Below are 14,056 nucleotides of genomic sequence, written 5' to 3'. Positions count from 1 at the left end.
GGGGACCAGCGCGGTACCAAAAACCCCAATCGAGGCCGCCCGCGTCGATCGGCGGATCGAACGCTGCTCATTTTCGCGTGATCATCCGGTGCGATAATGAGACGCGCCGATGTCTTCATTCCAAATTTTCAATGTCGGAATCGAGGCACCGCGTTGCGTGGTTGTCTAGGTGCCGCTTTTCTCTGCCTGGTCGTAGACCGCCTGCGCCACTTTGGTCAGCCGGTCGCGGTCGCCGCCACCACTGACGACGTAGCCGACGCCGCGCTCCGACCAGAACAGCGCCCCGTCCTTGTCCGTTCTGGCGTAGCGCATCTGCGTCGCGCCATTCTCGGTCTTGGCGGTGTAGATCGTGTACCGCTCGCCCGAGGCACCCTCATACATCAGGAACGACGCCGGCCCGTTCGGCCCCGGCAAGAGCCGGCCACCGACGAGCTTCAGTCCACTCGTCTCCAGGTTCGGCGCAAACACGGTCCAGCCGCAGCGTCTGGTCAGCCAGGCCTGGAGGTGGTCGCGCTCGTTGCCGCCGACCTCGACGGGATGGCGAACCTCGACGACATAGAGGCGGTGGGCGTCGAGCGCGTCAGTCGTAAAACTCTGGAAGGTCGAGGGCGCGTTGGCGGCGCCATGCGCCAGCCAGCCGGCGGTGCCGCCGGCGACGAAGGCCACCAGCACGGCCGCGGCGGCGCCATAGAGCCAGTGCCGCGGGCGGCGTTCCAGCCGTTCGAGCTCGAGCCGCGCCGGCACCGGCTCCTGGGCGACGGAATCGTAGCGGGCGTGCAGCATCTCGGCCATGGCGCGCCAGGACTGCACGCGCTCGCCATCCTCGGGCTGCGCGGCAAGCCAGGCCTCGACATCGGCGCGGCGCTCGGCCGGCAGCTCGCCGTCGACATAGGCGTGCAGTTCGTCCTCGGTCACTGGGATCTTGCGGTCGTTCATATCGATCGTCTCTGGCTCTGCGGCCCAAAATGTTCTTCGTGGTTCAACTGCGCCGCTTCCCATGCCATGCAGGAGAAACGACCGGCGCGATGCATCAATCCTGCCATCATTTCACCCGCCTGAGCGCCGGGCGCTCACCCTCCAGCGAGGCTTTGACGTGGGCGCGGGCGCGCGCCAGGCGCGACATCACGGTGCCGATCGGCACGCCCTGGATGTCGGCGACCTCGCGGTAGCTCATGCCCTCCAGCATCACCAGGAGCAGCACCGAGCGTTGCTCCTCGACGAGCGTCGCCAGCGCCCTCTCGATATCGCGGCCTTCGGCTTCGGTCCCGCTGGCATCCGGGTTGTTCTCCGTCAGCTGCATGAATTGCGGCCGCCGTGCCAGCGAGCGCCGCCGGTTCTTGTTGAGGTTGGTCAGGATCGTATAGAGCCAGCTCCTGACGTCGCCCCCGAGAAACAGGCGCTCCGAACGCAGCGCCCGCACCAGCGTATCCTGCACCAGATCGTCGGCCGCATCCGCCTCGCGCGTGAGCGCGCGGGCGTAGCGGCGCAACGCCGGGATCATGGCTTCAACGCTTTGGCGAAACGCACTCATTGCGGTCTTGACGTCCTGATGTTCGGCGCGAGCGCCACAACGATCATAACACCCGAGCGGAACGGCTATTCCGGCGCTTGAAACAGCGTTAACGCCGCGTATTAGGACTGTACCGCAACGGAGGGCTGGTGTACCTCCAAACCTCACCGGGAGCTCGACGGGACGTTAGCAAAATGGCGCAGAATTCAGGTCTGATGCAGGGCAAGCGGGGCGTGGTCCTCGGCGTTGCCAACAACCGCTCGATCGCCTGGGGCATTGCCAAGGCATGCCACGCGGCCGGCGCCGAGCTTGCCTTCACCTATCAGGGCGATGCGCTGAAGAAGCGCGTCGAGCCGCTCGCCGCCGAGATCGGCGGGCTCGTGCTCGGTCATTGCGACGTCACCGATGCCGCGACCATCGATGCGGCCTTCGCGGTGCTGAAGGAGAAGTGGGGCAAGATCGACTTCGTGGTGCATGCGATCGCCTATGGCGAGCAGCTCGACGGCCGCTACGTCGACACCACGCAGGAGAATTTTTCGAAGTCCCTGCTGATCTCCTGCTATTCGTTCACGGCCGTGGCGCAGCGCGCCGAGAAGCTGATGACCGACGGCGGCTCGCTCATCACGCTCAGCTATTACGGCGCCGAGAAGTGGATGCCGCATTACAACGTCATGGGCGTTGCGAAAGCGGCGCTCGAAGCGAGCGTGCGTTATCTCGCCGCCGATCTCGGCGAGAAAAACATCCGCGTCAACGCGATCTCGGCGGGGCCGATCAAGACGCTCGCTGCGTCCGGCATCGGCGATTTCAGATATATCCTGAAGTGGAACGAAGCCAACGCACCGCTGCGGCGTAACGTGTCCACGGAAGACGTCGGCGGCAGCGCGCTGTATTTCCTCTCCGACCTTTCGCGCGGCGTCACCGGCGAGGTGCACCACGTCGATTCCGGCTATCACGTACTCGGCATGAAGCGCCCGGACGCGCCGGACATTTCGTTCGGCGGGAAGGACTAACTTTTCACCCAGCAATGCCCGTGCCCACGATCTATTATCTTCGCCACGGCGAGACCGAGTGGAATGCGCTCGGGAGGCTTCAGGGCATCAAGGACATTCCGCTGAACGCGCGCGGTCGTGGTCAGGCCGTGCAGGCCGGCGGCATTCTCGCCGATCTGTTCAAGCGCGAGGGCCGCGACAAGGCTGCATTACCCTACGTGTCGAGTCCGCTTGGCCGCGCGCGAGAGACCATGGAACTGGCGCGGAGCAAGCTCGAACTGCCGACTGCGGACTATGCACTCGACGATCGCCTGCGTGAGATCGGCTACGGCTCCTGGGAGGGACTGACGCTGGCGGAGAGCGAGGCCTCCGATCCCGAGATCTACGCCCGGCGCCTCGCCGACAAATGGACGGTCGGCCCCGCGGGCGGGGAGACCTACGCCGATGTGCAGGTCCGCGTGCGCGCCTGGTATGACCAGCTCCGGACCGACACCGTCGCGGTCGCCCATGGCGGGACCTGCCGGGCCCTGATGGTTTCACTCGGCCTGGAGACGCCGGCGAGCGCCGCCGAACTCTATATCGAGCAGGGCGCCGTCTACGTGTTCCACGACGGGCGGCTGGAGAAGTTCAGCTAAGCCGGCTCGCTTCCGCGTCCTCCGCCGTCATGCCCGGGCTTGTCCCGGGCATCCACGCCCTTTTGCCCTTGCGGGGCCAAGAACGTGGATGGCCGGGACAAGCCCGGCCATGACGATCGTGTAGGCATTTGACCCCAATTTCAGGGCGAGTTAAGTCAGCCCTGACTTACGAGCTAGATACGAATGTCCTTCAACACCTTCGGCCACATGTTCCGCGTCACGACCTTCGGCGAGAGCCATGGGGTGGCGATCGGCTGCGTGGTCGACGGCTGCCCGCCCATGATCCCGCTCGTCGAGGCCGACATCCAGGGTGATCTTGATCGCCGCCGGCCCGGCCAGTCGCGCTTCACGACCCAGCGTCAGGAGCCGGACCAGGTCAAGATCCTCTCCGGCGTGATGGCGCATCCGGAGACCGGCGTGCAGGTGACGACGGGCACGCCGATCGGGCTCCTGATCGAGAACACCGACCAGCGCTCGAAGGACTATTCCGAGATCAAGGACAAGTTTCGCCCTGGTCATGCCGACTTCACCTATGAAGCGAAGTACGGCCTGCGCGACTATCGCGGCGGCGGCCGCTCCTCGGCGCGTGAGACCGCGACGCGCGTTGCCGCCGGTGCGATCGCGCGAAAGGTGCTGCCCGACGTGAAGGTACGCGGCGCGCTGGTGCAGATGGGCCCGCACAAGATCGACCGCGCGAAGTGGGACTGGGACGAGATTGCGAACAATCCGTTCTTCTGTCCCGACAAGGACAAGGCCGCGTTCTTCGAGAGCTATCTCGACAGCATCCGCAAGAGCGGCTCCTCGATCGGCGCGGTGATCGAGGTCGTCGCCGATGGTGTGCCGGCAGGCCTTGGCGCGCCGATCTACGCCAAGCTCGATGCCGAGCTCGCCGCCGCAATGATGAGCATCAATGCGGTGAAGGGCGTCGAGATCGGCGCCGGCTTTGCCGCGGCCGAGCTCACCGGCGAAGAGAACGCCGACGAGATGCGCACCGGCAATGACGGCACGCGTTTTCTGTCCAACCACGCCGGCGGCGTGCTGGGCGGCATCTCAACGGGGCAGCCGGTGGTGGTGCGTTTCGCGGTCAAACCGACCTCGTCGATCCTGCAGCCGCGTCTCACCGTCGATCGCAACGGCGCCGACACCGAGATCATGACCAAGGGCCGCCACGATCCCTGCGTCGGCATCCGCGCCGTCCCCGTCGGCGAAGCCATGATGGCCTGCGTGCTGGCGGATCATTTCCTGCGCGACCGCGGCCAGGTCGGGCGCTAACGCGAGGCGCTTGTGTCGCGCCACTAGCCCACCGCGCAGCTTGACGATCCCACAACTTCGTCCGCAAATGCGGACATGGAAAGCTCCGAGCTCCAACGTATCACCAACTGGCTGATCGACGGCGCCTGGTCGTCGAAGACCCCGGCCGAGATGACGGCGGAAGCCTGCGAACGGATGGTCGCAGCCGGTCTGCCGCTATGGCGGTTCGGCATCTTCATCCGCACGCTGCATCCCGAAATTTTCGGTCGCAACTTCATCTGGCGGGAGGGCGAGGAGGTCGAGATCGGCACGGTCGATTTCGAGATCCTGCAGACCCCGGAATTCGCCAGAAGTCCGCTGCGGGTCGTGTTCGAGCAGGGACTTGAGGTGCGGGGACGCATGGACGATCCCGGCAGCAAGCATTTCCCTTTTTTCGACGATATGCGTGCCGAAGGCGTAACCGACTACGTCGCGACGCCAATGCCGTTTCTCGACGGCTCGGTCCACGCGACGAGCTGGACCACGCGCCATCCAGGCGGCTTCACCGCTGACCACATCGCGGCGATCCACGCCATCATCAAACCGCTCGCGCGCATCACCGAGATCATCAGCCTGCGCCGCACCGCCGAGATGCTGCTCGACACCTATGTCGGCAATCGTGCCGGCGCGCGCATCCTTGGCGGTCAGATCCGCCGCGGCCACAACGACACCATGCAGGCTGCGATCTGGCTCTCCGATCTGCGCGGCTTCACCGCACTGTCGGACCGGCTGCCGGCCGAGACCGTGGTCGAGATCCTCAATCACTATTTCGATTGTCAGGTCGCCGCGATCCGGGGCCATGGCGGCGAGGTGCTGAAATTCATGGGCGACGGCCTGCTCGCGGTGTTCCCGATCGACGAATATGTCGGCGATGCCGCGCATGTCTGCACGCGGGTGCTGGAGGCGGCGCGCGAATCCCGCGCCAGCGTCGAGGCGCTCGCGTATCCTGTCGGCGACGTCGTCGAGCGCTTCCGCTTCGGTGTCGCGCTCCACGTCGGCAATATCCTCTACGGCAATATCGGCGGCGGCAACCGCCTCGACTTCACCTGCATCGGTCCCGCGGTGAACCTCGCCGCCAGGCTCGAGAAGATCACGGGTCGCCTGGGGCGGACCGTCGTGGCCTCGGAAATGTTCGCCAATGTCTGCCGCCACGACTGGCACGAGCTCGGCGAATTCCCGATCGCGGGCTTTTCAAAGGCGCAGCGCGTGTACGGGCTGACGGAGGAGAGGCCGGGGATGATGGCCTGAGGTCGTCCTCGGATGTCCGCCGCCGTCAACCTGGCGAGCAGAATTCAGGCGTTCGACGCCATCACCGACCTCAGCGGTACGTCCAGCTGATAGATAAATCCGGACGGTTCATAGGCCAGCCGCACCTGCCCGTTCAGTTGCTGGCCGAGCGACTCGATCATCCGGGTGCCGTAGCTTCGCCGCGTCGGCGGCGCCACCACGGGGCCGCCGCTTTCGCTCCACTTCAGGCGCAGCCTTTGCTCGATCTCGTCCACCGTCCATGCGATCTCGACATGCCCGGAGGAACTGGACAGCGCGCCGAATTTCGTCGTGTTGGTGCAGAGCTCGTTGAACGTCATCGCCAGCGCTATCACGGCACCGGACGTGATCCGGAGGTCCGGGCCATTGAAATGGAATCGTCGGCCCCCCTGACTGTCAAAAGGATCGGTGGCGCCGCTCAGCGTATGAGTGAGGCTCGCATTTGACCAGCTGACCTGTATCAACAGGTCGTGGGCGCGCCCCAACGCCAGCAAGCGGCCATCCATGGCCTTTTGCCCGTGCTCCAGATTGATTGCGGTCCGGAAGCTCTGGGCTGCGATTGCGCTCACCGTCGCAAGCGTGTTCTTGATGCGATGATGCAGCTCTCCGAGGATGAGCTTTTGCAACTTGTCGGCAGCCTCGCGCTCGTGGGCTTCGATACCGGCTTGAGCGAGCAGGACCTTGGCGTCGGTGTCGGCCTGTTCCAGCAACAGGCGCAGATTGTCGTTTTCCGCGGCCAGAACCGATTCCTGTGGCGAACGACCAACCTCAAGGTTTTCCCCGGGATCCGTCGTGGTGGTCGGAAGGATTTTTAGCGCGCCAGCCCCGATCATTGCCTGCAATTGCGAGATCATTTCGTCGACGGCGAGCGGCTTGCGAAAGAAGCGGCTGTCCGCCGGCGTTTCGTTTTCAGACGGCTTTACCTGACCGGAAACCAGCACGATCTTGATGGCAGGCCAGCGATCGTGCACCGCGTGGGCCAGCTTCAAGCCGTCCATGGTTCCCGGCATCTGGATGTCGCTGAACAGAAGCGAGATGTCCGACCGCGACTCGAGGATTGCGATAGCTTCGTCGGCATTGACGGCCTGCACAGGGCAGAAGCCTGCATCCTCCACGATATCGACTGCGCGCATGCGCAAGATCATCTCGTCTTCGACGACGAGAACGTTCGGCAAGGAGGTTGGAGGTGTAGACATCTGTGCACGACACTTTCCTGGATCATCCGACAAGGCCGGTCGGCGCTTTGCGATTGTTGGTCTAGCGGCGCGCCGTCACCAAGCGAGCTTCATGAACCCTGGCATCGGATTCACATCGGCGCAGACACGATGCTTCGAAGTCCGGCCAGACTTGGCTACCGCAATTCGTGGCCACCGGATGGCTCGCCAGCCGGTCCGCCTTTGCCAAAGCAACTGTCTCGCGCGCTTTCACTTGCGGAGCAAAACCGGGCAACACCATTACGGACACTCCAAGGAGCGCGAATATCGCGAACGCGATAAGAGATTTCATCATTTGGGGCTGCTTTGGCTGTCGACCGCCCCCTTTTGTTTGGGGACGCTGTTACAACAACCAAAATGAAATATTGTTCATTTCATACAACTTATATCTGAAGTGTGATTTGCGGGGGGATGCCGCCCTCGGCCTGGATCGCCGCTCGATGAGAAGAGGCCGCCGACCAGGTTGGCTTGCCACTACCTCGGTGTTTTGGGACCAGGCAGGCTTATCCAGTCATGAATGTGCGAGGCCGTTTCGCTCAATCGCGCCGCTCTGAGCAGCGCTTCCCGCTGGACGCCGGGCGGGGCAATCTCTGCGCGACGACGAGCCTCGGCTGCCAATTGGGCAAGGCGATTGCTCAGCGGGATGGTTCTCTTGGTGGTGTCTTGCATGGGACGCTCCGCATTGGGGCGGGAGCGCAAGACTCTCTCAGTCACCGATGGACGCCGTGATGGGCCGGTGATGGCTCACCATGCGCCTGTTGGCAGCCAATAGATACATTATTCAGCAGGGCAGATTTGACGCCGAAATCGAAAGACGGCGCACCAAAGGCGGACCGGTGCAACTATTCCTCCGGCTCCGTGGTGAACAGCAGCGGATAGCCCTTGGTGCGGCCGGCGTCGGTGGCGCGGGTGGCCTTGGTCTCGGCGACGTCCTTGGTGAAAACCGCGACCACGCAGGCGCCGAGCTTGTGGGCGGTGATCATCACCTTGTAGGCCTGATCCTCCGTCATGCGGAACTCGGCCTTGAGGATCATCGTGACGAATTCGCGAGGCGTAAAGTCGTCGTTGATCAGGATGACCTTGTGCAGCTTCGGCCGCTCGACCTTGGTCTTCGTCCTGGTTTTCGGTTTGGCAACAGTGTCGTTCATTCCGCCTCCCGGATATGGCGGGCTCGGGTTCCTGCCGGCGCGCGCTCAGCGCGCGGCCTTCTCACCATATTGCAGGACCTGCACCTTCTCCAAGGTGATCAGGCCGCTCGACATCATGCCATCCAGGATGGGCAGGAATGCATTGATGTTGTCCTCGCTGTCGACGATCTCGATCAACAGCGGCAGGTCTTCCGAGAGCCGCAGAATCTTCGACGTGTGGAGCCGGCTCGACTTGCCGAAGCCCATGGGGCCGCGCAGCACGGTGGCGCCGGCCAGATGCCGCTCGCGCGCCGTCATCACGATCGCTTCATAGAGCGGATTGCCGTCGAAATGGTCGTTCTCGCCAATGAAGATCCGGAGCGAAACTGCCTGATTGGGGATTTGCATGGTCAGCTCCTTCGCAAGCGGTTGGTGCCGCTGGCTATCATATGGCCTGCCCATACCGACACCAGCCAGCAAATGACGGATGCCGCGATATAGGCGAGCGCCGTATATTTCATGCCGCCGTGGAACAGGCGGAAGGTCTCCAGGCTGAAGGTTGAAAACGTCGTGTAGCCGCCGCAGAACCCGGTCATGACGAACTGCCGGTGCTCGGGCCGCGCCAGCAGGCGGCCGTCGGGCCCGGTCAGCGTCGCGTAGAAGCCGATGATCAGCGAGCCCGTGGCGTTGATGAACAGCGTCGCGACCGGGAAGCCGGGGCCGGTGTCGAGCGCAAGCCCGACCAGATAGCGCGTCAGCCCGCCGACCATGCTGCCGGCGGCAATCCAGGCATAGAGCGTCGCGGTGCGCCAGCGATCGGCAGAGGAGGGGGACTTCATCTGCCTCTAGCCTCCCAGAGTGTCCGCGAGGAGGAAGCCGCAACTGACGGCGGCGAGGCAGAGCACGACCGAGACCGCGACATTCCCGAGCGCGTGCATCGCCTCGCCGTTGCGCGCCAGTGTCAGCGTTTGCAAGCTGAACGAGGACACCGTGGTGTAGCAGCCAAGAAAGCCGGTGACCGCGAACAGCCATGGATTGGGCGCGGCGAAGGCCGAGCCGGGATGGGTCGCCAATGCGCCAAAAATGCCGATCAGAAAGGCGCCGGTGACGTTGATGGTCACGGTGCCCCACGGAAACGTCTCGCCCAGCCACCGCGCGATCGCGCCGGAGATGAAATAGCGCGCGCAGCCGCCGAGCACGCTGCCGATCATGATCGCAAGCACTCCGCTCAGCACGGCGAACAGCCCCCCGTCATTGTTTCTCCTCCGTTGCCAGCCCCCCGCCGACGGCAAATAGTCCCATCAGCGCGATCAGCGCAAAGCCGAGCCCCGCCAGGAACGTGCCGGCCGGACCATAGGCATCCCACAAGGCGCCGGCGATCACGCTTGCGGCCAGCAAGGCAAGGCCGGTGAACAGGTTGAAATAGCCGAACGCAGTGCCGCGCAAGCTCGGTGGCGCTGCGTCGGCGACGAGGGCCGAGAGCAGGCCTTGCGTCAATCCCATATGCAGTCCCCACAGCACGACGCCCAGAGCGAGGCCGCCAAGGTTTGGCAGCAGCGCGAGCGCGAGATCGGCGCCGGCGAGGAAGACGAGGCCGAGCGCGAGCAGGCCGGTGCGGTTGATCCGGTCCGAGAGCACGCCGGCCGGATAGGCCGACAACGCATAGACGATGTTCATCAGCACCAGCACGGCCGGCACCCACATGGCATTGAGCCCGATGTTCTGTGCGCGCAGGATCAGAAAGGCCTCGCTGAAACGCGCCAGCGTGAACACGACGCCAACCGCGACCACACGCCAGTACACGGACCCGAGCTGGCGCATCGCGGCGGTATTCAGTGGATTCCTTGACGGCTCCCGGCCAGGGTCCGGCTCCGGCTCGCTCACCGCGAACGCGATCAGCCCGAACGACAGGAAGCCCGGCAGCACGGCCACCCAGAACACCGCCGTAAAATTGTCCGCCGTCCACCACATCAGGCCGATCGCGATGAGCGGCCCGACGAACGCACCGATGGTGTCGAGCGACTGCCGCAGGCCGAAGCTCGCGCCGCGCAGGCCGATGGGCGCGATATCGGCGATCAGTGCATCGCGCGGCGCGCCGCGAATGCCCTTGCCGACGCGGTCGATGAAGCGGGCGGCAACCAGCCATCCGACGCTGGGGGCAAGCGGGAAGAGCGGTTTTGTCAGCGCGGCGAGCCCGTAGCCGAGCGCGGCGAGAAATTTGCGCCGGCCGAGCCAGTCGGACAACGCGCCGGAGAAGATTTTCGTAATCGAGGCGGTCGCCTCCGCAATGCCCTCGATGAAGCCGACGGTAAGCGTGGAGGCGCCGAGCACGGTGACGAGATAGACCGGCAGCAGCGCATGGATCATCTCGGAAGAGACGTCCATCAGCATCGAGACGAAGCCGAGCACCCAGATCCCCCTGGGCAGCCCCGCACGTGCAGCATTCGGTGTTGTCGTCGTCACGTCCAGGACTTCTCCTCGGCCTCTGCTTGACCTCTGCTTGACCTCTCCTTGGCCTTCGCATCCAGGCAACAAAAAACCCGCCAGCGGCGGGTTTGTCCATGCTCCCGCCGAAGGCAGAGGCCTGAAAATTGCCCCTCCTCAAGCAGGAGTCATCAGCCCACTACGGTCCAAGATTCGGGTTCAAGGCCGCCGGGCGGTTGTCGGGGGACTCCATCCCCATCTGTGTCGCCAGCCTAACATGGAAATCGCGCCGGACAAGTGGGCGAGGGTGCTCTGTCCAGTGGCCCGTTCTTCCGGGGCGCATGGCACATGACGGCATGCCCGTGCCAGCGATCGCGCAGTCAGCGGCGCGAGCGCGGCAACATGGCGGCAGCTTTGCGTAATGCTTCGCAATTCCCGACCCGCAGATCCCAACGCGCAAATCCCTAACTGGAATGTGAAGCGCAAGCGATCTTCGGACTTTGCGGCAAGGCGATTGCATGTCACCATCGCGTCATACGACGGGAGGCTGCGATGCGCTTGCTGTTCTCGATCGGGGCTGTGCTGGTGACCGGCATGTTCGCCGGAGGGGACGTCGCGGGCATCGCGGCACCAGGACCTAAATTTGAGTCGCCCAGACTGGCGCTGCTCAAAAATCAGCCGCAGCGGCAAGCAGCCGACAGGGACGCGCAGACGGTCGATGTCGAGCTGATCCTCGCTGTCGACGTCTCCTACTCCATGGACATGGACGAGCTTGCGATCCAGCGTGAAGGCTATGCGCAGGCGATCCAATCGAAGGAATTCCTGCAGGCGCTGAAGCTGGGCCCGAACGGCCGGATCGCGGTGACCTATTTCGAGTGGGCCGCCTCGACCGACCAGAAGATCATCATTCCCTGGCGCCTGATCGACGGACCGGAGACCGCCGATGCCGTCGCCGCCGAAATCATGAAGACGCCGATCCGGCGCGCCTCGCGCACCTCGATCTCCGGCGCGATCAGTTTCGCGATGCCGCTGTTCGATGAGGATCCTTATCGGGGGTTGCGCCGCGTGATCGACATTTCCGGCGACGGTCCCAACAACAATGGCACACCGGTCACGATTGCGCGCGACGCGGCGATCGAGAAGGGCATCGTCATCAACGGCCTGCCGATCATGGTCAAGGAGCCCTCCTATTCGACCATGGATATCGACAATCTCGATTTCTACTATGAGGATTGCGTCATCGGCGGTCCCGGTTCCTTCGTCATCACGATCAAGGACCGCGACAAGTTCAAGGAGGCCATCCGCACCAAGCTCTTGATGGAGGTTGCGGGCCGTATGCCGGAGCGCCCCGTGATGCGGGTTGCTGAGAAGGACAAGGAGCCGCGTGTGAACTGCATGATCGGCGAGAAGATCTGGTCGGACCGCTGGGGTCGCTGAGCGCCGCCACCGGACGAGACCTTTTGCCCTATTTGCCCGCGATGGAATGTTAACCATGCGTTAACTGTTGCGTGGCCCTAATCGGCTGCTTCCAATTGTTTCCGGATACTGTTCTGACGTTCCTGTCGGGGCGCGAACCAAGCGGGCCCGTCAGACAAATCCGCCGAGCAATCCAATGGCCATCGTCTCATCGAGCACTAGCCAGATTTCTCCCGCTCTCGAGCGGGTGTATCACCAGAGCTCCCTGCTCGGTGAGTGGAAAGGCAATTGGGCGGGCAACAACCAGCCCGTCAGCTTCAAGGTGGTGAACATCCGCGGTGCCCGGGCGCAGGTCGAGTACACCCATAACGGACGCACGGAGCGCGGTTTTGGCGAGGTCGCCGGTTCGCTTCTCACCTTCGGCACGGTCACGGTCGGCACCAAGGACGGCAAGAGTCTGGTGCTGTTGTCATCTGCGGGCGCGGGCAAGCAGACCGCGACTCTCGAGAAGCAGGCGCCGCCGGCTTCCGACAGCCGCCTGATGGGAAGCTGGGGCGGCTATTCCAGTGACAATGGCAAGAGCGCGAGCTTCAGGGTGCTCGCTGTCAACGGCAACGAAGCGCAAGTCAGCGTCACCACCGATGGCGTCACCCGTCAGGGCACCGGCACCGTCTACAAGAACGTCATCATGTTCGGGCAGGCGCAGATTGCGACTGACGACGGGCAGAACGGCAAGATCATCTACCAGGTCCGCAACAAGTCCTTCGTCGTGCCCGTGACGAAATATCCGCCGTCGGATACATCGTCCTCGGTGGACAGGACGGCATAGCCGATCACGGCTGCTGCTCGCTGGACCGCGTCAGCGCCTTCAATTGCCGGTCGATCTGACGCAAGACGTCGCAGGCTGGCGCCAAAGCGCCATTGCCGATCATTTGCGGCGGCCAGCTTACGTTGCGGCGCGAGCGAGGCAAGGATGTCGGCGCCAGGCGTGGCTGCAGCATCGGCATGGCCATATGCCGCAGCCATGGGCCGGAATGGGGAAGATCAGATCCGCGCCTCCAGAATCAGATTGAAGGGCGTTTCAGCAGCGCGGCGGAAGCGCGTCAGTCCGCCCTCTCGCGCGACCTTGCGCAGCCTTGCCTCGCCCGCTTGCGCGCCCAGTGCGAGGCCCACCTCCTGGTCGATCGAGGCTGGCGTGCAGATCATGGTCGACGCTGCATAATAGACCCGCCCGACCGGGTTGAGATTGTCCTCGAGGCGGTCGCCTGCGAACGGCTCGACCAGCATGCAGGTGCCGTCCTTTGCCATGGTCTCGCGCACGTGGCCGATGGCGCCGACGGGATCGCCCATGTCATGCAGGCAATCGAAGAAGCAGACGAGATCATAGCCCTCGGCCGGATAGGTCTTGGCGGAATGAACAGCGAAGCTGACCCGGTCGCCCAATCTGGCTTCGGTGGCCGCCTTTCGCGCGGCCTCGATCGAACCCTCGTGATAGTCGAAGCCGTAGAAGCGGGAGTTCGGGAAGGCTTCCGCCATCAGCCGTGTCGAGACGCCGTGCCCGCAGCCGACATCAGCGACCTTGGCGCCGCGCTTCAGCTTGTCCACGACGCCGTCGAGCGCGGGCAGCCATTCCTGCACCAGATGATGCATGTACCCGGTCCGGAAGAAGCGGGCGGTGCCGCAGAACAAGCACTCGCTGCGCCGGTTCCAGCCGACGCCCTTGCCGGATTTGAATGCGTCCGAGATCTTCGGCTCGTCGAGAAACGCCGAGGCAATGACATTGCCGAAGGCACCGAGGAACACCGGACTGTCCTCATCGGCAAGCGCCATCGCCTGCTCCGGCAGCATCGAGAATTTTGCCGAAGCGGAATCGTATTCGATGTAGCCGGACGCCGCCTGGCTCGCGAGCCATTCGCGGACGTAACGCTCCGCCGTCCCGGTGGCGCTTGCGAGCTCGGACGAGTTCATCGGTCCCTTGGCGGCCAAGGTACGGTAGAGACCGAGCTTGTCCCCGAGCAGGACCAGCGACGCATTCATCGCCGCCCCGAATTCGGTGACCATCTTGCCCATAAAGGCATTCAACCTGTCGGAATTGACCTCCATGACAGCCTCCGTGCTGACGCGCCCCCTTAGGTGGGTCAATCCGGAATGCGGGAAGTTCAATTGGCAGGAAAACGTGATCCCG

Annotated in this window: 17 protein-coding genes and 1 riboswitch; of the genes, 6 read left to right on the top strand and 11 right to left on the bottom strand. The window is 64.0% G+C overall.

Annotated elements, in window-relative coordinates; genetic code table 11:
* Positions 1-165: 165 nt before the first annotated feature.
* Together AC0L3U_RS07530 and AC0L3U_RS07525 are read right to left on the bottom strand one after the other, a co-directional pair.
* On the bottom strand, positions 166-936 hold the full coding sequence (locus tag AC0L3U_RS07530; protein WP_473361257.1) for an anti-sigma factor family protein: 771 nt from the start codon (positions 934-936) through the stop codon (positions 166-168).
* A 106-nt stretch (positions 937-1,042) separates the two neighbouring features.
* The gene (locus tag AC0L3U_RS07525; RefSeq protein ID WP_007594679.1) at positions 1,043-1,531 is read right to left on the bottom strand and encodes a sigma-70 family RNA polymerase sigma factor; all 489 of its coding nucleotides are present in this window, start codon (positions 1,529-1,531) and stop codon (positions 1,043-1,045) included.
* A gap of 173 nt (positions 1,532-1,704) precedes the next feature.
* Between AC0L3U_RS07525 and fabI the strand changes: the two genes are divergently transcribed.
* The 4 genes from fabI (at position 1,705) to AC0L3U_RS07505 (ending at position 5,672) form a co-directional block, all read left to right on the top strand.
* Positions 1,705-2,520: an enoyl-ACP reductase FabI gene (gene fabI / locus AC0L3U_RS07520; protein WP_473361256.1), complete on the top strand. Its 816-nt coding sequence runs from the start codon at positions 1,705-1,707 to the stop codon at positions 2,518-2,520.
* A gap of 14 nt (positions 2,521-2,534) precedes the next feature.
* On the top strand, positions 2,535-3,134 hold the full coding sequence (locus AC0L3U_RS07515; protein WP_473361255.1) for a histidine phosphatase family protein: 600 nt from the start codon (positions 2,535-2,537) through the stop codon (positions 3,132-3,134).
* A gap of 183 nt (positions 3,135-3,317) precedes the next feature.
* Positions 3,318-4,406 (top strand): chorismate synthase, encoded by a 1,089-nt coding sequence (gene aroC, locus AC0L3U_RS07510; RefSeq protein WP_473361254.1) that lies wholly within the window; start codon positions 3,318-3,320, stop codon positions 4,404-4,406.
* Between the two features lie 75 nt (positions 4,407-4,481).
* A complete protein-coding gene (locus tag AC0L3U_RS07505; RefSeq protein ID WP_473361253.1) occupies positions 4,482-5,672 on the top strand; it encodes an adenylate/guanylate cyclase domain-containing protein in 1,191 nt (396 codons plus the stop codon).
* Positions 5,673-5,716: 44 nt separating this feature from the next.
* Here the strand turns inward: AC0L3U_RS07505 and AC0L3U_RS07500 are convergent, their stop codons facing one another.
* The 7 genes from AC0L3U_RS07500 to AC0L3U_RS07470 all read right to left on the bottom strand — a co-directional run bounded on the left by AC0L3U_RS07500 (position 5,717) and on the right by AC0L3U_RS07470 (position 10,494).
* On the bottom strand, positions 5,717-6,886 hold the full coding sequence (locus AC0L3U_RS07500; RefSeq protein WP_473361368.1) for a sensor histidine kinase: 1,170 nt from the start codon (positions 6,884-6,886) through the stop codon (positions 5,717-5,719).
* A 61-nt stretch (positions 6,887-6,947) separates the two neighbouring features.
* Positions 6,948-7,199, bottom strand: coding sequence for a hypothetical protein (locus tag AC0L3U_RS07495; protein ID WP_473361252.1), 252 nt, complete (start codon positions 7,197-7,199; stop codon positions 6,948-6,950).
* A 547-nt stretch (positions 7,200-7,746) separates the two neighbouring features.
* A complete protein-coding gene (gene clpS, locus AC0L3U_RS07490) occupies positions 7,747-8,052 on the bottom strand; it encodes an ATP-dependent Clp protease adapter ClpS (protein WP_007594672.1) in 306 nt (101 codons plus the stop codon).
* A gap of 45 nt (positions 8,053-8,097) precedes the next feature.
* On the bottom strand, positions 8,098-8,439 hold the full coding sequence (locus tag AC0L3U_RS07485; protein ID WP_473361251.1) for a DUF190 domain-containing protein: 342 nt from the start codon (positions 8,437-8,439) through the stop codon (positions 8,098-8,100).
* A 2-nt stretch (positions 8,440-8,441) separates the two neighbouring features.
* Positions 8,442-8,870 (bottom strand): fluoride efflux transporter CrcB, encoded by a 429-nt coding sequence (gene crcB, locus AC0L3U_RS07480; protein WP_473361250.1) that lies wholly within the window; start codon positions 8,868-8,870, stop codon positions 8,442-8,444.
* 6 nt (positions 8,871-8,876) lie between these two features.
* Positions 8,877-9,275 (bottom strand): fluoride efflux transporter CrcB, encoded by a 399-nt coding sequence (gene crcB / locus AC0L3U_RS07475; protein WP_473361367.1) that lies wholly within the window; start codon positions 9,273-9,275, stop codon positions 8,877-8,879.
* Positions 9,276-9,282: 7 nt separating this feature from the next.
* A complete protein-coding gene (locus AC0L3U_RS07470) occupies positions 9,283-10,494 on the bottom strand; it encodes an MFS transporter (RefSeq protein WP_473361249.1) in 1,212 nt (403 codons plus the stop codon).
* A 136-nt stretch (positions 10,495-10,630) separates the two neighbouring features.
* A riboswitch (Fluoride riboswitch) is annotated at positions 10,631-10,721 on the bottom strand.
* A gap of 286 nt (positions 10,722-11,007) precedes the next feature.
* On the opposite strand from AC0L3U_RS07470, the gene AC0L3U_RS07465 reads away from it, so the two are divergent.
* Together AC0L3U_RS07465 and AC0L3U_RS07460 are read left to right on the top strand one after the other, a co-directional pair.
* Positions 11,008-11,892 (top strand): DUF1194 domain-containing protein, encoded by an 885-nt coding sequence (locus AC0L3U_RS07465; RefSeq protein WP_247290966.1) that lies wholly within the window; start codon positions 11,008-11,010, stop codon positions 11,890-11,892.
* A 175-nt stretch (positions 11,893-12,067) separates the two neighbouring features.
* Positions 12,068-12,700: a hypothetical protein gene (locus AC0L3U_RS07460; protein WP_027568720.1), complete on the top strand. Its 633-nt coding sequence runs from the start codon at positions 12,068-12,070 to the stop codon at positions 12,698-12,700.
* 4 nt (positions 12,701-12,704) lie between these two features.
* Here AC0L3U_RS07460 and AC0L3U_RS07455 read toward each other — a convergent pair whose 3' ends face one another.
* Both AC0L3U_RS07455 and AC0L3U_RS07450 read right to left on the bottom strand, forming a co-directional pair.
* A complete protein-coding gene (locus AC0L3U_RS07455) occupies positions 12,705-12,884 on the bottom strand; it encodes a hypothetical protein (protein WP_473361248.1) in 180 nt (59 codons plus the stop codon).
* Positions 12,885-12,915: 31 nt separating this feature from the next.
* Entirely contained in the window at positions 12,916-13,974 is a 1,059-nt protein-coding gene (locus tag AC0L3U_RS07450; RefSeq protein WP_473361247.1) for a class I SAM-dependent methyltransferase, read from the bottom strand.
* Positions 13,975-14,056 lie beyond the last annotated feature (82 nt).

The organism is Bradyrhizobium sp. Kon69, from assembly GCF_055807515.1.
Note: the sequence above shows the minus strand (reverse complement) of the source record. Positions and strands in the feature narration are given on the sequence as shown.